General features: G+C 59.6%; 21 protein-coding genes and 1 other RNA gene. 13 read left to right on the top strand and 9 right to left on the bottom strand.

The window, feature by feature from the left end:
• Nucleotides 1-85 precede the first annotated feature (85 nt).
• Nucleotides 86-3,925 (top strand): AsmA-like C-terminal region-containing protein, encoded by a 3,840-nt coding sequence (locus tag RBB49_RS11620; protein ID WP_336623420.1) that lies wholly within the window; start codon nt 86-88, stop codon nt 3,923-3,925.
• Here RBB49_RS11620 and RBB49_RS11615 read toward each other — a convergent pair.
• The 5 genes from RBB49_RS11615 to ssrA all read right to left on the bottom strand — a co-directional run bounded on the left by RBB49_RS11615 (nt 3,919) and on the right by ssrA (nt 7,178).
• Nucleotides 3,919-5,460 carry a hypothetical protein gene (locus RBB49_RS11615; protein ID WP_306142952.1) on the bottom strand — a complete coding sequence of 514 codons (1,542 nt, stop codon included), beginning with the start codon at nt 5,458-5,460 and terminating at the stop codon, nt 3,919-3,921. The genes RBB49_RS11620 and RBB49_RS11615 overlap by 7 nt on opposite strands.
• Nucleotides 5,461-5,624: 164 nt before the next feature.
• A complete protein-coding gene (locus RBB49_RS11610; protein WP_306142951.1) occupies nt 5,625-5,837 on the bottom strand; it encodes a ribbon-helix-helix domain-containing protein in 213 nt (70 codons plus the stop codon).
• Between the two features lie 5 nt (nt 5,838-5,842).
• Nucleotides 5,843-6,040, bottom strand: coding sequence for a DUF4169 family protein (locus tag RBB49_RS11605; RefSeq protein WP_306142949.1), 198 nt, complete (start codon nt 6,038-6,040; stop codon nt 5,843-5,845).
• A gap of 15 nt (nt 6,041-6,055) precedes the next feature.
• Complete coding sequence (locus tag RBB49_RS11600) at nt 6,056-6,622, bottom strand: SspB family protein (protein ID WP_306142948.1); 567 nt, start codon at nt 6,620-6,622, stop codon at nt 6,056-6,058.
• Nucleotides 6,623-6,806: 184 nt separating this feature from the next.
• Nucleotides 6,807-7,178: a transfer-messenger RNA gene (gene ssrA, locus RBB49_RS11595) on the bottom strand.
• Between the two features lie 159 nt (nt 7,179-7,337).
• Between ssrA and RBB49_RS11590 the strand changes: the two genes are divergently transcribed.
• Nucleotides 7,338-8,132, top strand: a complete 795-nt coding sequence (locus tag RBB49_RS11590; protein WP_306142947.1) for a thymidylate synthase — start codon at nt 7,338-7,340, stop codon at nt 8,130-8,132.
• Between the two features lie 738 nt (nt 8,133-8,870).
• Here the strand turns inward: RBB49_RS11590 and RBB49_RS11585 are convergent.
• Nucleotides 8,871-10,262, bottom strand: coding sequence for a multicopper oxidase family protein (locus tag RBB49_RS11585; RefSeq protein ID WP_306142946.1), 1,392 nt, complete (start codon nt 10,260-10,262; stop codon nt 8,871-8,873).
• A 164-nt stretch (nt 10,263-10,426) separates the two neighbouring features.
• On the opposite strand from RBB49_RS11585, the gene RBB49_RS11580 reads away from it, so the two are divergent.
• The gene (locus tag RBB49_RS11580; protein ID WP_306142945.1) at nt 10,427-11,500 is read left to right on the top strand and encodes a serine hydrolase; all 1,074 of its coding nucleotides are present in this window, start codon (nt 10,427-10,429) and stop codon (nt 11,498-11,500) included.
• A gap of 239 nt (nt 11,501-11,739) precedes the next feature.
• Nucleotides 11,740-12,027, top strand: coding sequence for a GIY-YIG nuclease family protein (locus RBB49_RS11575; RefSeq protein ID WP_306143114.1), 288 nt, complete (start codon nt 11,740-11,742; stop codon nt 12,025-12,027).
• A gap of 185 nt (nt 12,028-12,212) precedes the next feature.
• Here the strand turns inward: RBB49_RS11575 and RBB49_RS11570 are convergent, their stop codons facing one another.
• A complete protein-coding gene (locus tag RBB49_RS11570; RefSeq protein ID WP_306142944.1) occupies nt 12,213-12,893 on the bottom strand; it encodes a DUF2461 domain-containing protein in 681 nt (226 codons plus the stop codon).
• Nucleotides 12,893-13,264: a TfoX/Sxy family protein gene (locus tag RBB49_RS11565; protein ID WP_306142943.1), complete on the bottom strand. Its 372-nt coding sequence runs from the start codon at nt 13,262-13,264 to the stop codon at nt 12,893-12,895. Before RBB49_RS11565 ends, RBB49_RS11570 begins: the two co-directional genes overlap by 1 nt.
• Before the next feature lie 156 nt (nt 13,265-13,420).
• Between RBB49_RS11565 and RBB49_RS11560 the strand changes: the two genes are divergently transcribed.
• The 6 genes from RBB49_RS11560 to RBB49_RS11535 all read left to right on the top strand — a co-directional run bounded on the left by RBB49_RS11560 (nt 13,421) and on the right by RBB49_RS11535 (nt 18,574).
• Nucleotides 13,421-13,942, top strand: coding sequence for a dihydrofolate reductase (locus tag RBB49_RS11560; protein ID WP_306142941.1), 522 nt, complete (start codon nt 13,421-13,423; stop codon nt 13,940-13,942).
• Nucleotides 13,943-13,950: 8 nt separating this feature from the next.
• On the top strand, nt 13,951-14,427 hold the full coding sequence (locus RBB49_RS11555; RefSeq protein WP_306142939.1) for a GNAT family N-acetyltransferase: 477 nt from the start codon (nt 13,951-13,953) through the stop codon (nt 14,425-14,427).
• Nucleotides 14,428-14,638: 211 nt separating this feature from the next.
• A complete protein-coding gene (hflK, locus tag RBB49_RS11550; RefSeq protein WP_306142937.1) occupies nt 14,639-15,835 on the top strand; it encodes an FtsH protease activity modulator HflK in 1,197 nt (398 codons plus the stop codon).
• A gap of 2 nt (nt 15,836-15,837) precedes the next feature.
• Nucleotides 15,838-16,773 (top strand): protease modulator HflC, encoded by a 936-nt coding sequence (hflC, locus tag RBB49_RS11545; RefSeq protein WP_306142936.1) that lies wholly within the window; start codon nt 15,838-15,840, stop codon nt 16,771-16,773.
• Nucleotides 16,770-16,955 (top strand): DUF2065 domain-containing protein, encoded by a 186-nt coding sequence (locus RBB49_RS11540; RefSeq protein WP_306142935.1) that lies wholly within the window; start codon nt 16,770-16,772, stop codon nt 16,953-16,955. Before hflC ends, RBB49_RS11540 begins: the two co-directional genes overlap by 4 nt.
• 200 nt (nt 16,956-17,155) lie before the next feature.
• A complete protein-coding gene (locus tag RBB49_RS11535) occupies nt 17,156-18,574 on the top strand; it encodes a DegQ family serine endoprotease (RefSeq protein WP_306143113.1) in 1,419 nt (472 codons plus the stop codon).
• 96 nt (nt 18,575-18,670) lie between these two features.
• On the opposite strand, the gene serB is transcribed toward RBB49_RS11535, so the two are convergent.
• Nucleotides 18,671-19,567 (bottom strand): phosphoserine phosphatase SerB, encoded by an 897-nt coding sequence (serB, locus tag RBB49_RS11530; RefSeq protein ID WP_306142934.1) that lies wholly within the window; start codon nt 19,565-19,567, stop codon nt 18,671-18,673.
• Between serB and miaA the strand changes: the two genes are divergently transcribed.
• The 3 genes from miaA to RBB49_RS11515 all read left to right on the top strand — a co-directional run bounded on the left by miaA (nt 19,551) and on the right by RBB49_RS11515 (nt 21,879).
• The gene (gene miaA / locus RBB49_RS11525) at nt 19,551-20,516 is read left to right on the top strand and encodes a tRNA (adenosine(37)-N6)-dimethylallyltransferase MiaA (RefSeq protein ID WP_336623417.1); all 966 of its coding nucleotides are present in this window, start codon (nt 19,551-19,553) and stop codon (nt 20,514-20,516) included. The genes serB and miaA overlap by 17 nt on opposite strands.
• Nucleotides 20,517-20,732: 216 nt before the next feature.
• The gene (locus RBB49_RS11520; protein ID WP_306142933.1) at nt 20,733-21,272 is read left to right on the top strand and encodes a GNAT family N-acetyltransferase; all 540 of its coding nucleotides are present in this window, start codon (nt 20,733-20,735) and stop codon (nt 21,270-21,272) included.
• Nucleotides 21,273-21,360: 88 nt separating this feature from the next.
• Entirely contained in the window at nt 21,361-21,879 is a 519-nt protein-coding gene (locus tag RBB49_RS11515) for a GNAT family N-acetyltransferase (RefSeq protein WP_306142932.1), read from the top strand.
• Nucleotides 21,880-21,977 lie beyond the last annotated feature (98 nt).

Genomic DNA, 21,977 nt, shown 5'->3' with positions numbered 1-21,977 from the left:
TCCGGCACGCTGTTTGCGGAAGAGGAAAGATGCGCTAAGTGTCCCATGTTGGGGCCGGAGACTTTGGTGAGCAAGGAGACAAGGCCTGAACTCCGTTTACATCACGCTGGGAATTTCCGTCATTCTGGTGCTTGTCGCAGCGCTGGTGGGACCGTTTTTTATTGACTGGACTGTTTACCGCTCGACATTCGAAACCTACGCGGAACGCGCGCTCGGGCACAAGGTCACCGTGCTCGGGGAAGCGGATCTGCGCCTGTTGCCTGCACCGTCCCTCAGCTTTTCCGATGTACGCGTCGGCGAGGCCGAAGATCCCCTCCTCGTTGTTTCGCAATTCAATGTCCGCATAGAGCTGCCGCCGCTCCTGAAGGGGGAAATCCGGGTCATCGACATGGAGCTGGATCGGCCCCATCTTGCGCTGTCACTCGATGAGAGCGGCAGGCTGGACTGGCTGACGGCCCGCACATCCGACGGTGCCCTGGCCAATCTCCCGCCCGAAGACGTGGCGTTTGAAAAAATCACCATTCGAGATGGTGCACTTTCCATTGTGGATGCGCGGTCCGGTGAGACGCACAGGATCGATGATGGCAATCTCGCGGTCAGCGCCCGGTCGCTTGCCGGGCCTTTCAAGGCAACCGGCAGCCTGACGCTTGAGGGCTCGCCCTACAACCTCTCCATTGCCACGGGCCGCGCTCAAAAAGATCTCGGTATCCGGATCAAGGGTGAACTGACGCCGATTGACTGGGCGGTGAATTTTGCTTTCGACGGGATGTTGCAGCAGTCCGACGCGGCCCCTGCGTTCGATGGCAACTTCAACATCGCCTCGATTGTACTTGACGACGACACGAGCAAGATCTGGTCTTCCGAGGGCCGCTTCACGGCTGATATCGCCGAAGTGGCGGTGCCTGAGTTCGAATTCAGATACGGACCGGAAGACCGGCGTCTGAGTGTCAGCGGCAGTGCCGATCTGGTTTACGCAGGTGACAAGCGGTTCGAGATCCGGGCGCGCTCAAAGCAGGTTGACCTGGACCGGCTGCTTGGGGGTGGGCCGCAGCAACCTGTGGAGATCAATTCGGCGGGAGAGCAGCTCGTGTCCGCGCTTCGTGCCGTGCCCCTGCCAACCATTGACGGCACGATTTCGCTCGATGTGCCCGCGGTCGTTGCCGGTGGCGGTATCATTCAGAATGTCCGCCTCGATCTGGAAACGATGCTGGGTGGATGGCGGGTCGCGCGTCTTGCCGGCCGTTTGCCCGGGCGGACACTGGTTGCGACCCAGGGCGATCTCGGCCTGGAACCCGCAATGAGCTATCGCGGGGCTTTGTCCATCAGTTCCGATCAGCCCGGCTCCTTTCTGGGATGGTGGCGGCAGAAAGAGGGCAGCGCTTCGGCCATGGAGCCGATCACCCTTGAGGGCAGACTGAACCTTCTCCCGGAAGGGGCAGCGCTCGACAATCTGCGGCTGACGCTGGCCGGGTCTGAGGCTCGCGGCGGGCTCGCCTATCGCAAGCCGCGCAGCGGTGCCGATGAGTTTTCACTTAACCTGGAAGCGGACCGGCTGGATCTGGATGCGATCGAAAAGATCGCAACGCTGATGCGCCCGCAGGCGGGCGGTGAGGGAGAACCCGCCGAAACGCCAGCGCTGAACGTATCGGTTCGCCTGCGTGCCAAGGAAGTCGTGGCGCGCGGTGTCGATGGCAAGGGATTGGCCCTTGAAGCCGACTATGCCGATGGCGGTGTCCGGATTGACCGGCTCTTTGCGGAGGATCTCGCGGGGGCGCGTCTTGACGTTGCCGGTGAAATCCAGAACCTCTTCTCAGCGCCCGAGGGTGCCGTAGCAGGCGAACTTGAGGCACGGGATCTGTCTGGTCTCGTTGCTCTGGCAGGAAGCGTGTTTCCGGACAGCGTCTTTACGGAGCGTTTGGCAAAGGCTGCCGGGAGCCTGGTGCCTGCGAACTTCCAGGGTGAACTCAAGGCCGCGGCGCGGAACGGCGAGACGGACATGACGCTCTCGCTCGACGGCAATGCCGGAGGGGCGGAAGCCGCCTTCAGCGCCGGACTGAAGGGGCGTGTGGACGACTGGCGTGATGCCAATCTTCAGCTTTCCGTGGGGCTCAAGGGACCGGACGGCGGCAAACTCCTGCAGCAGCTGGGCTTTGACATTATCCCCTTGAACGAAAACGACGGCGGACGGCTTTACGCGATCGCCTCAGGGGTGCCGTCGAGCGGGCTTGCAGTCCAGCTGGACGCCACGATAGGCACTTCCGAGCTGTCAGCGGACGGCGATCTGGTGATCGTGAAGGATGCCGACACGGAGTATGACGTTGCCGTTTCCGCAAAGACGGATGATCTGGCACCGATCGCACTGATGGCCGGCAGGGTTCTGCCTGTCATGACCGGCACATTGCCGGCCGAGATTTCCTTCGGCATGAAGGGACGTGGCAGCCAGCTTGAAATCAAGGACGCGGCGGGCAGGATCGGCGAGACAACATTCGAAGGGGCTGTTCAAGGTGACCTGGAACCGGCACCCGGCGAGCGCAACCGGCGCTTTAGCGGCAGGCTTGTGTCGAACCAGGCGGATCTTCGCGGTCTGACCGAGCTTGTGCTTGGTCCCGATCAATGGTTTGCCGCCGGGGACGGGTCAAGCATCTGGCCGACTGTGCCATTCGGCGCACCGCTTCTTGACCGCCTCGATGTGACGCTTGAGTTCGAAGCGGATCGGCTGTTGCTCGATGACGAGACCGAAATCTCCAACCCGCGCGCCGAGATGCGGTTGTCACCGACATTGATGCGCCTTGACGGCCTGAACGGCGCGTTCGCGGGAGGCGGCCTGACCGGGAGCCTTTCGGTCCAGCGTTCGGACGCCGAGGCGGCGTTCTCCGGCCGCGTGAAACTTGACCGTGCCGATGTCCGCCAGCTTGTCTGGCGACCGGATAACCGGGCTGTCGCATCCGGAACCCTGGACCTGTTCCTCGAATTCGAAGGGGCCGGGCGGTCGATTTCCGCCATCGTTGCGGGCCTGAACGGCGGCGGCACATTCGCACTCGAGGCGGGCGATTTCCGCGGTCTCAATCCACAGGCCTTTCCACTCGTCACACGCGCAGCCGATGCCGGGCTTGAACTCCAGGATGACCGGATCCGGGACGTTTTCGTCAACCACATGAGCGCCGGAAGTCTGCCGTTCGACAGAGTCGACGGCACGCTCACGCTTGTCGGGGGACGGCTGAGTGCGCGCAATGTGGTTGTCGATTCCGCAAGGGCGGAAATTTTCGGTTCGGGCGAAGTCGATCTCAGATCCTATGATCTTGATGCCGACTTCTCGTTGAAGATCGATCCGGGAGAGGATGCAGTCACTGGTGCAGAACCCCAGGTCGGGCTGCTGTTTGAAGGACCTGTCGATGCGCCTGCGCGCCGGGTCGATATTGCACCGTTTACCGCCTATCTCACGCTGCGTGCGTTTGAACAGGAGGTTGAGCGCGTTGAAAAGCTGCAGGCGGAGATCCTGGAAAGGGACCGGCTGGTGCGTGAGCTGAAACGCCAGAGACAGGCGCGGGACAGGCGCGTGCGCGAGGCCGAGGCAGCCGCGCTTGCTGCAGAAGAACTGGAACGCCTGCGGCTCGAGGAAGAGGCGCGGGCGCTTGAAGAGCAATCGGAACAGCGGATCGAAGAAGAAGCTGCCCAGCCGAGCGAGCCGGCTCCTGTGCCGAGACAGCAGAGTATTTTGCAGCAGGACGGCGAAGACGGTGCGTTCGCGGAGCGCATCCGGGCAGTTATTGGGGATGACGGTCCGCCGACAACCCAGTCCGTGCCCAGTTCAGCGCCACCGTCAAAACCCGGTAGCGATCTGCCGCCGCTCGACCCGCCGATTTCGATCGAAGACCTGATCACACAGGATGTGGGTGCACCTCTCGTGCTGCCGGGTGCTCAGTAACGCAGGTTCCCCCTTGGCGGGAACAAGTCGGCTTCATCTATCTCACCGTTTTCTTCCGTAATGATCAATGAGTGTCCAAGACTTCCGGACGGCTGCGCCACCCCTTCCGGGAGGATGAAACTGACGCCTTGCGAACCGGCTAGGCCTGAAGGTACGCGAATGGCGTCCAAGATCCGGTAGACATCCCTATGGCCGAATCTGACCGGTTCGAGTTTTCCTGCAGCAACAAGCTGAGCCAGTCCGGCCTCTTTGGGCAATAACTCGTAGTACCGGGCCTCAACATCGCTCGACACCGCTTCCTTTGCCACGTTGACGACGCCCCCCGGATTGAATCTCTGGAGAACCTGCTTCAACTCCCGGTTAACCGGACCAGCCATCAACTGCCGGATGGCGGGACTGTGGCCTGAGCTGTCGGAACCACCCACAGAAGACGTGACGTATGACAGATTTTTACCGTACGCGGCAGCCTTTGACGGCTGATCCAGATATTTGCCTGATGGAAGCGCGAGTTCATGGACCGAACCATGTCCGTGTATTTCAACGGTCGCAGCCCCGACAAGGTCTGTCGATTGGACCCAGGCCCTGATGTTGCTTACGCTTTCTCTTTTGGTCACTTGATAAATGCACTTGGAAGACGACACAAAGGTCGTTTTTGCGTCTGAAAGGCCGGTTGCTCCAGCCATGATTTTTCCCTCGTCGTTTTCCGGTCCGGACAGAACGACGTTTTCCAGACGGTTTACCGCGCCGGCCAGCTGCCAAATGATCGGACTTCCAGACGTAAGTATCAGGTAAAGCGGTGTCTCACCGGCTTCGATGTTGATCTTTGCAACTGAGGTTAGCCGGTCCTGCCCGGAAACCGAGACCGATGACACGCCGCTGCCTTTGGACGCGCCAACGAGGTGAACCTCCGCTTCAGCGGATGCAACAGGAGCTTCACAGACGTTCTGCTCTCCCTGATTTTGCGTTTGAACCCGAGGGCCTGTGCCGTCTTTGAGGACTGCCCGCAACAGACCCGCGGCCTCATATGCCGACAGGGCTCCGTTTTTGTCCGGATCAAGCTCGAGCAGGTCTTCCAGAATCAGGAGTGCTTCGTGTTGCCTGTTTTTCCCGTCCGGCACGGATCTGGTGCTGATCGCCGCTATTTCCTGGAGCGTGATTTCTCCGTCCTGGTTTGGGTCCAACTGAAGTATTCCCTGGACTTTCGACTCTATGCGGGCGCTGTTTCGAATGCGTTTTCTATTTCTTTTTGCAATGCGCGCGGTGGAAACAGTTGCGATCTCCTCGCGGTTGATGACGAAGTCGCCGTTCAGGTCATACTTCAGGTAACCTGAAACAGTGTTCGCGCGCTTATCCGCCAAGAGCCGGGCCCTGAAGAAGTCTATTTCGCTCTGGCTGACGCCATCATCGTCACGGTCGATTTTGTGCATCATCACAACAAGGTTGTCGAGAAATGCCGTTTCCTTCATGCGATCGTCAAAGTGAACGGTCCACTTGTCGCGAAGCGCGTTGAATTCTTGAGCGGCTACCGGTGTCATTGGCGTCGCAAACGCACACAGTATCCATATACCGAGCCACAATGGCTTGAAATTTCGATTAAGTTTCAATGAGGTCTGGTCCCGCATCATTGTCTCCGGAATACACGCATGAAGTGTTCAGAAAAAGTATGTCTATGGAGGGTATGCGGAAGTCGGAGCGAAATTTAGGCAGAGCGGAGCTGTTTTAGCGCCCATACCCGAACTGCCGAGGACAGCGGGTCGTCCGGATCGCGGCTGTCGTCAATTTCGGCGATCAGGCTGGCGAGCGAGCGTTTCTCTGATTTTACGTGGGTGTCGACCACGTCCCAGAATTCGGGCTCCAGAGCAAGGCTCGTTCGGTGGCCGTGAAGGGACAGGGATCGTTTGACCAATGGCATGAGGATCAGGCTGTGTCGTCGTCGGAAGGGGACAACCGATGCCCCTCGACCTTCTTTTCCAGTTCATCGCGGCGTCTGCGGGCAGCCTCCCGCTCGGCCTTGGTCCGGCCGAATTTGCGGCGGTTGTCTTCCGCCTGCTTTTCGCTGTCAGTGCGCTGCTTTCGCTTGCGCGCCTGGCGCAGATTGACGATTTCCGCGCTCATTGGTGTCTCCGCTGGTCAGGTCTTCTTCCGGAAAGCGTCCAGGGAAACGACTTCGCCACCGCCGTCGCCACCGGGTGCCTTCTCGGCATCGTCCTTGTCCGGCGGCGAGGCATCGGCCTCCTTCGTGTCGCCGGGTGCGTCGGTCGAATTTTCCGACTGCTCCTGTTCGGCCTTGGCAAGTTCCTCGACTGCTTCGAGCAGCTCTTCCGGCAATTCCTCGGCGGTCTTGCCGGGATCGAATTCCAGGGCGAACTGGACGGACGGATCGAAGAAACCCTTGATAGCCGAAAACGGGACCAGAAGCTTTTCCGGGACGCCGCCGAATGAAAGACCCACTTCAAATGCATGCTCGCCGATCGCCAGATCCCAGAACTGGTGTTGCAGCACGATGGTCATTTCCTGCGGGTAGCGTTCCTTCAGTCTCTGCGAGATGCGAACGCCCGGCGCATTCGTGTCGAAGGCGATATAGAAATGATGCTCGCCCGGCAAACCGGTGCGCCCGACCTCGGCCAGGATCTTCTTGACCGCGCCCCTGAGCGCGTCCTGGATCAAAATATCGTATCGCAGAAGGTCTTCAGACATCAGTTCTCGTCGAATCTTGCTTTGATTTGGTGCCGTATAGGCCACATTGACGGTCCGGCGGCAAAAAGAAAAGCCAATTCTCCAAGTGATACCAGAATAATGCGTCTTTCCTGAGAAGGCGCAGTCAATGCATGCACAAAGCCGTGTTTTCGGCCCTCGTTATGGGCATCTCAGAGGTTGGGAAAGTGAAGGCTTCTGTTGCCAGGTGCCTTCGAACCCCGCCTGCCGGTGCTAACCCAGCAGGGCTTTAAAGGACGACTGGCACTGCATTACGCAGCGACAGCGTTGTCCATAGCATAGTTGTCGTTTGCAACTATTAAAACAGCCCGATAACGGTGGTACAATGCCGAGCAAAAGCACAGTCTTTACGCCCTCGTCGATCCTATTTCGCCCCCGCCGAAACCCACGTCACATCCGGTGGAATGCCTCGTGGGCTTGGGTGGAGGCGCCGGGTACCGCCCCCGGGTCCGATAGGTTTATTGCACTGACAGTTTATTGCCATAGCTGGCGAACCAGCACGCCTGATATAGGTGTTTCAGCCCTGAATTGAAAGTGCTTTTGCACCTTAAGGCCTGTTTCGCCGGCTTCTTCGGAGGCGGATCGTCCACAGCCTCGGCCTTGCGATCTGGGGAAAGTGCCGGGCAGGGGATGTGTTTTTGCGAGAATCTGCGAAGTTAGCCCTATCCACTCACATCCGCGTCCGAAAGGCATTGCCGTGCAGCAATATCTCGACCTCCTGACAAAGATCCTGGAAGAGGGCGTTGATCGCGGTGATCGCACGGGTACAGGCACACGGTCGGTCTTCGGGTATCAGATGCGGTTCGATCTGGCCGAGGGGTTTCCCGTGGTCACGACCAAGAAACTGCATCTCAGGTCGATCATTCACGAACTGCTCTGGTTCCTGGCCGGTGATACCAATATTCGCTATCTAAACGAGAACGGCGTCAAGATCTGGGACGACTGGGCAGATGAAAACGGTGAACTCGGCCCCGTTTACGGCTACCAGTGGCGGTCCTGGCCGGCACCGGACGGCCGCTCCATCGACCAGATCGAGAAGCTGCTTGAAATGATCCGCACCAGCCCGGAGAGCCGGCGGCTGATCGTGTCGGCCTGGAATCCAGCGCTGGTCGACGAGATGGCGCTGCCGCCGTGCCACTCGCTGTTCCAGTTCTATGTCGCGGACGGCAAACTCTCCTGCCAGCTCTACCAGCGCTCCGCCGACGTGTTCCTCGGCGTTCCCTTCAACATCGCCTCCTATGCGCTTCTGAACATGATGGTGGCGCAGGTGACCGGCCTGAAGCCGGGCGACTTCGTGCACACGCTCGGCGATGCGCATCTTTATTCCAACCATTTCGATCAGGCGCGCGAACAACTCACCCGCGCACCGCGCCCGCTGCCGGAGATGAAGATCAATCCGGACGTCAAGGATCTGTTTTCGTTCAGGTTCGAGGATTTCGAGCTGGTCGGCTACGACCCGCACCCGCATATCGCAGCACCGATCGCGGTTTGATTGTCTGGGGCCGAACTAGCCAGTCGGCCACCGTCCACCGACTGCCTCTCCCAGCGGGAGAGGGGACTTTCACTTCGTCTATTGCGCAACGGCTCTCTATCGGCACGCTGATCTAAACCCCGCCACGTCCGGGTGACGAAATCTGGACCATGCGGTAACCGTTTTACACCCTCATCCTGAGGAGGACCGTCAGGTCCGTCTCGAAGGATGGGCCACCTGGCTCTGTACCAGCCGCACATCCTTCGAGACAGCGCTCCCGCGCTTCCTCAGGATGAGGCTTTTGCGCCTGGCAATCCGCTTTCGATGGTTCTTTTGACCGGTTGATCGAGGTTGTATGGGCCAATTTGCCACCGGGCGTTGGTCACCTCTCCCATCGGGAGAGGTCGGCGCGACTGCGCCGGGAGAGGGGACAAACCTCGTTGAGATGTGCAAACGTCTGATCCCTCACCCTAGCCCTCTTCCAGCGGGAGAGGGGACTTTCGCTTCGACCCATGTGGCCTATCCTTCGACACATCACTGCCGCGCTTCCTCAGGATGAGGCTTTTGCGCATGGCAGTCCGCTGCGCTTCGACAGGAATGTCAAGTCCGTTTACGCAGGCTCGCCTTATGGGACCCATTTCGCGGAAGCCGGATCGCAGCGGGTCAGGTGTGGCAAGGGCGATCACCGGGTGTTTTGCGCACGCGCATCCGCATCACAAATGCTGACTGTGTGGGCCTGAGGGCGCAATTTGCGCCGGCTCACACCACCTCGAACCACGTCATCATGCCCGAGGCGGCGTGGCCGAGCATGTGGCAGTGGATCAGCCACTTGCCGGGATTGTCGGCGACGAAGGCGATCCTGACCGTCTCCTGCGGCTGTGTTGTGAACGTGTCGCGCCAGTCCTGATGTTCCAGTGGCTCTCCGTTGCGTTCCAGAACGCGGAAATGATGTCCGTGGATGTGCATTGCGTGGGCGAAGCCGGTGTCGTTGCGGCTTTCCAGCACGATTGTCTCGCCGCGTCTCGCATTGAACATCGGCTCTCCGTGCATGCCCGCAACCCCGTTGAAGGTCCAGAACTGGCCGTCCCGGATCATCTTGCGGACCTCGTCTTCCGTCCGGTCCTGCATCAGCGCACGCATTCCGCCCATGGCGCCGCCCTGCATCTCAAGGGGAAGTTCGAGGGCGTCGCCAAGGTCCGGTTCCGGCAAGCTGTTGATCGCGGGAAGCCGAAGAGGTCCATCCCGGCCACCAGCATCCGTCACCTGGAAATTGGCGAATGCGAAGGGCTGCCCGGTCATCATTTCGAGAGGAAATGTGCCAGTTTCCGTTGGCCTCAGGGCAAGATCCATGCGCTGTGCCGGGGCCAGCTGTACAATCCCCGGCACCTCCCGTGGTTCGCTCAGTGTCTGGCCGTCAAGCGCGATCACCTTCGCGCCCAAGCGCTCCGGGGCGAGATCGAGGATCCTTGAGGCGGAGACGTTGATCAGGCGCAATCGGTGCCAGCGGTCCTTCTGCAAGGCAATGTCCGGCAGGGAGGTGCCATTGACCGTGAGCCAGTTGCCGAGGCGTCCTGCATGCGAGAAATCATGGCGCGCACCGAAGCTCGCCGTGTCGAGAACGCCGTTCTCGTCCAGGCGCCAGTCGCTCAAAACCAGATTGATGTCTGTATCCGGTGAAAAGGCATCGTCGCGATCTTCGACGATCAGTGGTCCCGAGAGGCCGCGTGGAACCTGGTTCCAGCTCATGTTGTGGGCGTGGTACCAGTAGGTTCCAGCGTCGGGTACGACAAAGTCATAATCAAAGCTTTCACCGGGCTGGACTGCCGGCTGGGTGATGCCCGCAACCCCGTCCATTGCATTGTCGATACGGATACCGTGCCAGTGGACCGAGGTCGGTTCGTCAAGTTCGTTGATGAAGCGGACCCTGACCCTTTCGCCCTGTTTTACCCGGATTTCGGGGCCGGGCAGGCGGTCATTGTACAGCCACAGGGGAGAGGACCCGCCCTTTTCGCCGTAGAGCCTTGCCTCGCCTTTGGCAGCTCGCAGTTCCATGAAACCGTCTGAACTTCTGGCGAGTGACAGTTTTGGAATGGTGGCCGTTGCACATCCGGCAAGTGCCACTTTCAAAAATGACCTGCGATCCAAATCCATCTCCAGTGAATTCGAACAAAAACGTTCCAGGCAGACTTATGATGTTTCCAGCGGCTGGAAGGTCAAGTCCGGAACACGGATTGGAGTTTGGACGTCCAATTGGGCGCATTCTTGTGTACACTTGCAGTTGTGCTCACCGACCTCTTCCGATCAGGACACGGCTCATGACTTCTCCCGACACTGCAATCTCCCTGTCGCCGCATGCACTGGCCGCCGAAAATCGTGGATTCGATCCGATGATCGGCCGCAAGCTACAGGCCGGTGTCGAATCCGGCCTGTTGCCGCACCTGCATGTCGTATTGGCTGAACGGGGTGGCGAAACCGTTCTTGAAAGCTTCGGAAAAGGGCCCGACGAGGACTGGGGCAGGCCGATCGGGGACGTGGAATTCGGGCCTGGCACGCTTCATGACCTGCGTTCGATCACCAAGAGCATCGTCAGCCTGCTCTATGGCATCGCACTCGGGAAGGGGCTGGTGCCGCGCATCGACACACCGATCCTTGCTCTGTTCGCCGATTATCCCGATCTCGCCGCCGATCCAAAGCGGATGGAACGCACGATCGAACATGCGCTGACAATGAGCCTTGGCATGGCGTGGGATGAGACAAAGCCCTATACGGACCCGGAAAACAGCGAAATCGCGATGGAACTCGCCCCGGATCGCTACCGCTACATTCTGGAGCGCGATCTCGTTGCCGAGCCCGGTACACGCTGGATCTATAGCGGCGGGGCCACAGCCCTGGTCGGCGGAATCATTGAAACGGGCACGGGCAAGACGCTACCAGATTTCGCCAGGGAGGTGCTGTTCGATCCGCTTGGCATCACAATGTTCAAGTGGTCCGCAGGAAAGGACGGAACCCACTCGTCCGCCTCCGGCGTTCGGCTGACGGCACCCGATCTCCTGAAGATCGGCCGTCTGGTGCTCAATGACGGCGTCTGGGACGGGCGCAGCATTGTGCCCGAAGCCTGGCTCCGGGCGTCGCTCCGACCCGTTCTCGCAACCGGCGAAGGGGTCGACTACGGTTATTTCTGGTTTTGCGGGAAGGCTCAAAACGCAGCGCTCGGCGGGCCGTTGCCGTGGTTTGGCGGCTTCGGGAATGGCGGGCAGCGGCTGTTCGTCTGCCCGAAAGCCGATGTCGCCGCCGTCATCTATTCCGGCAATTACAACAACTGGATGGCCTGGGTCCCGCCCACCAGGGTGTGGCTCGAGATCATCCTCGCCAACCTGCAGAAGGCCTGAAGGGCGAGCGCCTGGGTGAACGTTCGCGGTTCAGCCGAGTGTGCAGCCCATCCTTCGAGACGCCGCTGACGCGGCTCCTCAGGATGAGGTTCTTGCGTGTTGACGCCGCAGAAGCAGCAGCTCACTCAGTCCTCATCCTGAGGAAGCGCAGGAGCGCTGTCTCGAAGGGTAAGCCACTTGTTGAGTTTCGCAATTCAAACTAGTGTTTCTTGAAAAAAACACTTATGGATAGAGCGCGCATGGCGGCAATCGTCTATATACTCAGATGTTCGGACGGCAGCTACTATACGGGCATCACGCAAAAAGATCTGGAAAGCCGGTTCAGTGAACACCAGCAGGGCGTTCATGATGGGTACACAGCCCGACGCAGGCCCGTTACCTTGGTTTTCAACTGCGTTTTCAACCGGATTACGGATGCAATTGCCTGTGAACGTCAGATAAAGGGTTGGCGCCGCGAGAAAAAGGAAGCTCTCATCCGGGGCGAATATGAATTGCTTCCCGAACTGGCGGCTCGCAGGATGAAGTAGATACCCTGAGCAAGCGGCCCATCCTTCGAGACAGGCCTGCGGCCTTCCTCAGGATGAAGTTGTGTTTCAACTAGACCTTCTGCATTTGCCACAGGCCCAAACCTCATCCTGAGGAAGCGCGGGGCGCTGTCTCGAAGGATGGGCCGCGGGCGAGATCACGGCGACACCCTGGTGGCTGTTCCAGATCACTCGGACGTGGACAGATCCACGAGCCATGTCCAGAAGGCCAGCGTGGGCTTCCAGGTGTCCACGAGAAACGACGCCGCCGTCTCACCGATAACCGAACCGGTGTCCGCGAGCGACGTCCAGACGGCCAGGCCCTTGTGGCGGGCGAGATCGGTGTGTTCGTGGTTTTTTGGAAAGCCGCGGGGCGCCTTGGCGAGATCCGGCGCGGAGCGTTCGAAGCCTTTTCCCGCAAGATCGGACAAGAGTGCCGAGATTTTGTCTCCGCTGCCGCTTTCCAGGGCGTGGAGATAGGATCCCAGAGCCGTCTTGGAAAACGTCATGCAGCCTGTCCCGAGGCGGATGAGGCCGGGTTCGAAAGAGACAAAAAAGCTTGGTGGCTGCGCTTCCCTGCCTTCAAATGCCTTGCCCTTCGGCCAGAAGGCCATCCGGATATGTGCGTTATAGGGTGTCTTGTCCTTCGAAAATCTCAGATCCCGGTTGATCCGGAATTGTTTGGAGGTGGTCTCATGGCCTGTCAGGCCGGATATCTGCCCGGCGAGATCGGCGCGCAGGGCATCGGCCGGCTTCTTGATGAACCGTTGGTAGTCCGGTTTGTGGGCGTCGAACCATTCCTTCGCGTTGTTGGCCTTCAGACTTGCGAGAAACGCAAATGTTTCGGCTGAAAATCCTTGTGACGGCATCAGGCGCTCCTCCCGGCGGGTTTCTTTTTCGATTTCGGTGCCTTGGGGGGCAAGGCACAGACATAGGTGCGCGCCATGTCGACCCAGATCTTGAGGTCTTCGTCGCTTTCAATGCCTTCCGGATCGACCCTGATGAAGCCCGGCATCGGCCGTCCGGCCGGCGTGCAGGGGGCGGCATGAGGCCTGGCCAGGGCCTCGGCTTCCTGCTCCTTGCCGACGCGCGCCATCAATCCGCGTCTTGAGGCGCATACGAGCATATTGCCGTTCACCATGAAGCAGGTTGAACCGAACATTTTTTTCTGCTCGACATTCGCTTCCGGGATCAGGGCCCTGGTGCGCTCGATCAATACGGTTTCCATCAAGTCTGACATTTTAAAGTTTCCTGTCCTGCCGTGTTCCTTACCGAGGACGCGCACGGATCGGGAAATCCGACAGGCCCGTGGAAAAGCGTGCGCCAAAACTCATCGCGCACCCGATTTTATGCTAGGAGGCGCACTCGGAAAAGGAAACGGGCATCGGAGACGCTCTTGCCGGAACTTGTTCTGATAGCCGCCGTTGCCCGCAACGGCGTCATCGGCGCGGACAATGACATGCCCTGGCGGCTGTCGTCCGACATGAAATATTTCAAACGCCTCACGCTCGGAAAGCCGGTGATCATGGGGCGCAAGACGTTTCTGTCTTTTGGCGGGCGGCCATTGCCCGGTCGTCCGCACGTGGTGATCTCGCGAGATCCCGATTATGCTGCCGAGGGGGTTGATACGGCAACATCCTGGCCGATGGCGCTTGAAAAGGCCGCAGAGCTTGCAAAAGAACTGGAGGCCAGCGAGATCTTCTGCATCGGCGGCGGCCAGATCTACGGGCAGGCGATTGGCGAGGCTACCCGTCTGGAAATCACCGAAGTCGACGCGGCACCGGATGGCGACACGCGTTTCCCGTTCATTGATCCGGAAGTCTGGGAAGTGGTCAAACGGGTTGCTGGAGCGCGCACGGACAAGGACAGCGCCGACTTCACCTTCGTGACTTATCGCCGCATATCCGGTGCAAACTGAGTATCAGAATGGATTTCGAAGCATCCCAAACCGCCAAGTGGTGCCGCCTGCAGCAGATGTCGCCGCTCGATGTGCACGATCTTCTCAAACTCCGGCAGGACGTCTTTGTCATCGAGCAAACCTCGCTTTATCAGGATATTGACGGCAAGGACCCAGACGCCCTGCATCTGCTCGTGAATGATGCAGCATCCGGTGCGCTTGTCGGGACCGTCCGCGTTACCGAAGACGCGGAAGCGGGAAAGGCCCGCATCGGGCGAGTGGTCATCGCGCCGGCAGCGCGGGGGACCGGCCTTGGCCGGAAACTCATGCTTGCCGGGATCGAGAAGGTGGAAGAAATCCTGCCTGAAGGCGTCATCGATCTGTCGGCGCAGGCCCATCTGGAGAGCTTCTACCGGTCCCTGGGCTTTGTGACCGTTTCGGCGGAATATCTCGAAGACGGCATTCCGCATGTCGACATGACCCGCAGGTGCGGGACAGGCAATTAACCCTTTGCCCAAACCTTTCGGCGGCGGCGACTTGACACCGCCACAATTGCCCACCACCTGCGGCACGGGAAAACACATGGGTTTTACGCGGAAAGTATGCCGGGCTTCTCATTGAAAGCATCCGGTAACCTCCCTATAACCAACGGTGAGTCAGAACGGGTGCTAGCCCATTTCCGGCGGCAGACGCCGGAGTTCAAAGAAGGAAGTCTTGATGCCTTGGAGCAATCAGTCAGGTGGCGGCGGCCCCTGGAAAGGTGGCGGAAACAATGGCGGCCCATGGGGCGGCGGCGGCGGCGGTAACAACAACGGACCCTGGGGCGGTGGCCCGAACCGGGGCGGAGGCGGCGGTGGCAACCCGCCGGATCTCGAAGAACTGCTGAAAAAGACCCAGGACCGCATGAAGACCGTTCTTCCGGGCGGTGGCGGTGGCGGCATCGGTTTCGCGGGCGTCCTGATTGTGATCGGCATCGGCATAGTCGGCTGGCTGGCGACGGGCATCTACACCGTTGATGAAGGCGAGCGCGGCGTCGAGCTGGTTCTCGGCGACGTTGTCGGGATTACCTCTCCGGGTCTGAACTACAATCTTCCCTACCCGATTGGCGACGTTTACAAGCCGGCGGTCGAACTCCAGCGTGAGACCACGGTGGGTGTTGACGAGACCTTCTCCACGTCCGGAGCGGTGCGTGCACGCGACATTCCCGAGGAAAGCCTGATGCTGACGGGCGATGAAAACATCGTTGACGTTGGCTTCAAGGTGCTTTGGCGTGTCAAGAACACGACCGACGGGATCACCGACTACCTGTTCAACATCCAGGAACCGGCAGCCACGGTGAAAGCGGTCGCGGAAAGCGCGATGCGTGAAGTCGTCGGCAGTTCGAACATCGACGCGATCCTGACCGAGAACCGCGTCTCCATTCAGAATGACGTTGCCACGCTGATGCAGTCGACGCTCGACGCCTATCGCGCCGGTGTCGAGATCTCCGAAGTGCAGATGCAGCGGGTTGACCCGCCGGCACAGGTTATCGAGGCGTTCCGTGACGTTCAGGCGGCCCGAGCCGACCAGGAGCGTATCCGCAACGAGGCGGAAGCGTACGCCAACAGGATCGTTCCGGAAGCCCGCGGTCAGGCCGCGCGCGTTCTGGAACAGGCAAACGGTTACAAGGACCAGACCATCGCGGAAGCGACCGGTCAGTCTCAGCGTTTCAGCAAGATCTACGAGGAATACCAGAAGGCTCCCGACGTGACGCGCGAGCGTCTCTATCTTGAGACCCTGGAAAAAGTCCTCGGATCCAACAACAAGATCATCATCGACAGCGACACATCAGGCTCCGGCGTCTTGCCGTTCCTGCCGCTGAACGAGTTGAACAGAGGCGGCACTGCGCCCGCCACGCGGACAGGAGGTAACTGATCATGCGTAGCGGTATTTTCGTAATTGTTCTCGCCGTTGTTGCCGTTGTCGGTTACCTGTCGGTCTATGTGGTCAATCCGACCCAGCAGGCACTGGTCCTGCGCTTCGGTCAGATCACGGAAGCTCCGAAGACCGAGCCCGGTCTTTATTTCAAGATCCCGTTCGTTCAGAACGTTGTCTATCTGGACAAGCGTATCCTGAACCTGAACATGCCGCCGCTTGAGCCGATTTCCTCGGACAAGAAGCGGTTGATCGTGGATGCGTTCGCGCGCTACCGGATCTCCGACCCTGTCCTGTTCTACCAGCGTGTTCAGAACGTACTGACGGCCAACCGGCGTCTGTCGACACTGCTGCAGTCCTCGCTGCGTTCGGAAGTTGGCCGGACCAGCTTCGTGGCACTGGTGCGCGACGACCGTTCCGGCGTGATGGACAACATCCGCCGTGACGTCAGTGCCAATGCCGAGGAACTGGGGATCGAGGTAATCGACGTGAAGATCCGCCGCGCGGACCTTCCCGATGCCAACTCACAGGCGATTTATGCGCGCATGCAGACGGAACGTCAGCGTGAAGCGACCGAAATCCGCGCGCAGGGTGAAGAGCAGTCCCGCCGGATCAGGTCCCGCGCCGACCGTGATGCGACGGTTATTGAGGCGGAAGCAAACCGGGATGCTGAAATCATCCGCGGTGACGGTGATGCGGAACGGAACCGGATCTTCGCGGAAGCCTTTGGTGCCGATCCGGAGTTCTTTGCCTTCTACCGGTCCATGCAAGCCTACGAATCCGGTCTGCAATCGGGCGACACCAGCCTCGTGCTGTCTCCCGACTCCAGCTTCTTCCGATTCTTCAAGGACCCGACGGGCGTGAACGCGCCGGCCGGTGGCGGTGACGACGGCGGGACAGGGATCTCGACACGGTCGCCCTCTCTTGCCGCGCAATGAATGACTTTGTAACCGCGCTTGGTCTGGTTCTGGTCATCGAAGGCGTCCTTTATGCGCTCATGCCCGGCGGCATGAAGTCCATGATGCGAAGTGCGCTCGAAACATCGGATCAGACCCTACGCGTTGCAGGCATCGTTGTGGCCGTTGTGGGGCTCATATTTGTGTGGATCATACGCGGATAACGAAAAGTTTCCGGGCGGGAGGGGCAAAAATCTCCCGCCCGTTCTATATTCTGACTACAAGTCGTTTGAAGTTACCGGCTGTCTTCAAGGTCAGACAGCTGTACCGGAAGGGATGAGGAGAAAGCCCTATGGCTCCAATTTTTGTTCGCCGTCGCATGTCCCGGATCGCGTATGCCGCGGCGGGTCTCGTGCTTGGCGGAATGGTTGCGTTTCAACCCGTACAGACCGCGCAGGCGCAGGGACCGGTTTCTGTCGCGGACCTGGCGGAAAATCTGGCGGACGCCGTCGTCAACATCTCAACCGCACAGACCGTCCAGGGTCGCAGGTCGGTACCGATGCCCCAGGTTCCGGACGGATCTCCGTTCCAGGAGTTTTTCGAGGAATTCTTCAATCGGCAGAACCGGGATAACGAACAGGCTCCGCGCCGCGTGCAGTCGCTCGGGTCCGGTTTCGTTATCGACGGGACCGAAGGCATCATCATCACCAACAATCACGTGATTGAAGGCGCCGACGAGATTACCGCCAATTTCAATGACGGCACCGCGCTCAGGGCCGAGATTATCGGTACGGACGAGAAAACCGACCTGGCCGTTCTCAAAGTCGAACCGGAGACACCGCTGAAAGCGGTTGATTTCGGAGATTCCGAGACGATCCGCGTTGGCGACTGGGTGATGGCGATCGGTAACCCGTTCGGCCTTGGCGGCACCGTGACCGTCGGGATCGTTTCCGCACGGAACAGGGATATCAATTCCGGCCCCTACGACAACTTCATCCAGACGGATGCCTCCATCAACCGAGGTAACTCGGGCGGGCCGCTGTTCGATATGCAGGGCAACGTGATTGGCATCAACACGGCGATTATTTCGCCTTCAGGCGGCTCCATCGGCATCGGCTTTGCCATTCCGGCAAAAACCGCCATGCGTGTTATCGACCAGCTGCGTGAATTCGGTGAAACCCGGCGTGGCTGGCTGGGTGTCCGCATTCAGGAAGTCACAGACGAGATCGCCGAAAGCCTTGCCATGAACGAGGCGATGGGTGCGCTTGTGGCCGGCGTAACCGAGGACGGCCCCGCCGCCAAGGCGAAGATCGAGGCCGGTGACGTCATCATCAAGTTCGATGGCAACGAGGTTGAGGAAATGCGCGAACTGCCGCGCATGGTGGCCGAAACCGCGATCGGCAAGGAAGTCGAGGTTGTTGTGTTGCGGAAGGGCGAGGAAGTCACGATCAACGTGATCCTGGAGCGTCTTGAAGAAAGCACACCGACGCCGGCAAGCGTCACCGAAGAGGAAGAACCGGCCGAGGAACCCGTTGCGAAAAGCGAGGTTCTGGGAATGATGCTGGCCGAGCTGGACGATGAATTGCGCGAGCAGTTTTCCATCGACGCCGATGTGAGCGGTGTTGTCGTGACCGAAGTCCTGCCGGACACGTCCGCCGCCGAAAAGCGCATCACAGCCGGTGATGTGATCAAGGAAGTCGCCCAGGAACCGGTGGAAACGCCGGCCGACGTGGCGTCCGAAATCGACAAGCTCAAAGATGACGGACGGCGTTCTGCGCTGCTGCTTCTGTCAAATCCGACGGGTGACGTCCGTTTCGTTCCGGTCCGGATCGAAGACGAATAGATCCGGCACAGCACTTGGAAAATTGAAAGGGCGCCCATTGCGGCGCCCTTTTGTTTCGTGCACTTGCCGCCGCTCAGGCGGCTGTCGCCGCCCCGTTCAGCTCAGGACGAAGTCCTTTTCCGAATAGCCCTGAAGATAGAGAAGGGCGGTCAGATCGCCGTGGTCAACGCGAAAATCGGCAGCTTCGGCAACGGCTGGCTTTGCGCGGTAGGCAACGCCGGCACCGGCGCGCTCGATCATGGCAAGGTCGTTTGCACCGTCACCGACCGCCAGTGTCTCGTTGAATTCGATCGCCTTTTCGGCAACCAGTTCTTCCAGCCGCTCGCGCTTGGCGTCGCGCCCGAGAATGGGTTCCGCGACCTTGCCGGTCAGCTTGCCGTCTTGCTCCAACAGGGTGTTTGCCTGGTTCTCGTCGAACCCGATCATGGCGGAGACGGACTTTGTAAAATGCGTGAAGCCGCCTGAAACGAGCGCGCAATAGGCGTTATTCGCCTTCATCGTCTGAACAAGTGTCCGGCCACCCGGCATCAGCACGATCCTGTTGCTGAGCACGGTATCGATCGCGGAGACGGGGAGGCCGGCGAGCAGGGCAACCCTTTCACGCAGGGCAGGTTCAAATTCTATCTCACCGCGCATGGCACGCTCGGTGATGCCGGAAATCTTCTCTTTCAGTCCGAGCTCGGCCGCCAGTTCGTCAATGCACTCCTGACGGATCATGGTGGAATCCATGTCGGCGATCAAAAGGCGCTTGCGGCGATCCTCTTCAGGCTGCACAAAGACGTCGACCGGCGCCGGGCCGACGACATTGCGAATCCGCGCCGTTACATCAACCGCGGTTTCACCGGGGTTCTCAAAGCTCAGGTCGGCTGCAACACCGGGGCTCAGGATCGTCGCGAGGGTCTTGTCACCCAGGGCTTCCGAGACCCGGCGGACAAGATCCTGATCGACAGCCGGGGCCGTCGGAGTGGACACCAAAGTGGCAACAAAAGACATGGACGCATCCCTGGAACGCAAGAGCACACAGCCTGGCAACGGCCGTGTCATCCTGATAGCGGGACCGACCGCCAGCGGCAAGTCTGCTTTCGCGCTCAATGTCGCGGCAAGCTGCGACGGCGTGATTGTGAACGCGGATTCCATGCAACTTTACCAGGACCTGAGGATTGTCAGTGCCCGCCCGAGCGCGGAAGAAGAAAAGCTGGTGCCGCATCGGCTCTACGGGATCTTGCCGGCGTCCACCGCTTTTTCGACCGGCGCCTGGCTGCGGCGCGCTTCCGCGGAGATTGCCGGATTGCGCACCGACGGCAAGTTGCCCGTCGTCGTCGGCGGAACCGGGCTCTACTTCAAGGGACTGACCGAGGGTTTTGCCGACATGCCGGACATTCCTGATGATGTGCGTCAAGCCGCCCGCGACCTGTGCGACCGCGAGGGTGTGGAGGGACTGCGTGCCGCTCTGGCGAGGGAAGGGGATGGAGAGGCAGCAGTGACGCTCAACGACCCGCAACGCCTTTCCAGGGCGCTTGAAGTCATTGTCGCGACCGGAAAACCGCTGAGCGTCTGGCAGGCCTCTGCGCAAACAGCCCCGTTTCTGTCCGGGAACGATTGCGTCCGGATCGTGCTGGCGCCGCCGCGTCCCTGGCTGCATGCACGGATCGAACAGCGGACCCGCCTCATGCTCAGCGATGAGGGAATCGGCGAAGTCAGGGCGCTGCTGGAGAAAGAATTGCCTCCGCAATTGCCTGCCATGCGGGCGATTGGCGTTGCCGAGATTCGCGATTTTCTGTCCGGTGAGACAGGTTATGAAGAAACCGTCCACAGGCTCACTGTTGCGACGCGGCAATATGCCAAGCGTCAGGAAACCTGGTTCCGCAACCAGATGACGGACTGGCAACGGATTGATCCATCGGAGGGAATCGGAGCAGATGAGATCGTCGCGCAGATATAATTTAACCTAGTCAACTTAAAGGCGGTGCGCTGCAACATGGTGTTTTAAGGTAACCTGTTGGTAATACGCATATATTTTTGCCTTTTTTGACCTTATACTTTTGTATGCCTTCGAGTTGGCACAATTCAGGGTTAGGCGTCCGACGTTCGCTTTCGGAAGTTTCCCGGCCTTGTCAGGAAGCCACCTGAAAAGATCTGATCTCAGAGGAGGACCACGGTGCAGACGATTATTCTCGAATGCGGCTCAGTGCGGCTTGTTCCCTTCTCCCCGTCCGATATTAATCTTGTCATCAACCTCCAGTCCGACCTTTTTGGAAATCGATATACGGAATTCTCGACCGGTTCCATTTCCGCTGATGCCGCCGAGCTTGTCCGTTCCGCCCTTCAGAACCAGGCCGAACTTGGCTTTGCCAAGTGGAAAGCCGTTGCGGAGGACGGGCGTTTCCTCGGGTGGGCCGGCTTCACGCCGGTCAGCGAAACATCTGAGATCAGCCTGAGTTATTGTCTTTCCAACGAGATTCTCGACAAGGACGGCACCTTGGCAACGCGCCTGTGTGCCGCGTTGACCGGCTGGTTTTTCGAGAATACCTATTTTTCGCATCTCGTGGCGGTGGTTCGCACCGACAACAGGAGCATGCGCGAAGTGGTGCAGGACGTCGGCTTCAATCATCGCGAAAGCAAGAAGATCGAAGGCATGCAGGCCGATGTCTTCCAGCTCTTCAGTCCATCGATGCAATCCTACCTCATGAGCGCGTGACGGGTTGAAAAGCCTGCGGACCTCCGTCCAGTATGCCTCTTTCAGAACCTGACCCCTCGGCGCGGTCGCATGTCCAGGATCGACTGCCTTGTCAGACATTATTCTTGAAACGGAACGTCTCCGGCTCGAGCCCTTCGTGGAAGCGGACCTGCCGTTTCTGTTGGAGCAACATTCCGATCCGGAAGTGAACCGCTACCATTCACCCGGCCCGCGGCCGATGACCACCGACGAGGTGAAGACCAGACTGTTTGAATTTATCGAACGGGATGACGGTTCAGGATTTGGCCGACGCAAGCTGACCACGCATGACGGTGATTATATCGGGCGTGCCGGCATAGACTGGATGAGCGATCCGGACGGCTATGAACTTGCCTACAGCCTGAAACGCTCCGCCTGGGGCAACGGCTATGCCTCGGAGATCGCAGGAGCACTGACCCGCTGGTTTTTTGAAACCACGGACAATGGGTTTCTGATCGCTTATGCACACGCAGATCACCAGGCGTCGCAACACGTGATGAAAAAGACCGGTTTCAGGCACTGGTTCGACAGGGACAAACACGACGTGCCATGCGCGTTTTACCGGATCGAGAGCAGCGACGTGGCCTGATGGAGAAGACTGCGGTTCCGCGCCTGATCCGCGGCGTTGACGTACAAAAAACGCCCCGGCTTGTGGGCCGGGGCGAAGGAACTTTCGGAGAAGAAGAG

The organism is Roseibium sp. MMSF_3412 (assembly GCF_030733265.1).
GTDB lineage: Bacteria > Pseudomonadota > Alphaproteobacteria > Rhizobiales > Stappiaceae > Roseibium.
Note: the sequence above shows the minus strand (reverse complement) of the source record. Positions and strands in the feature narration are given on the sequence as shown.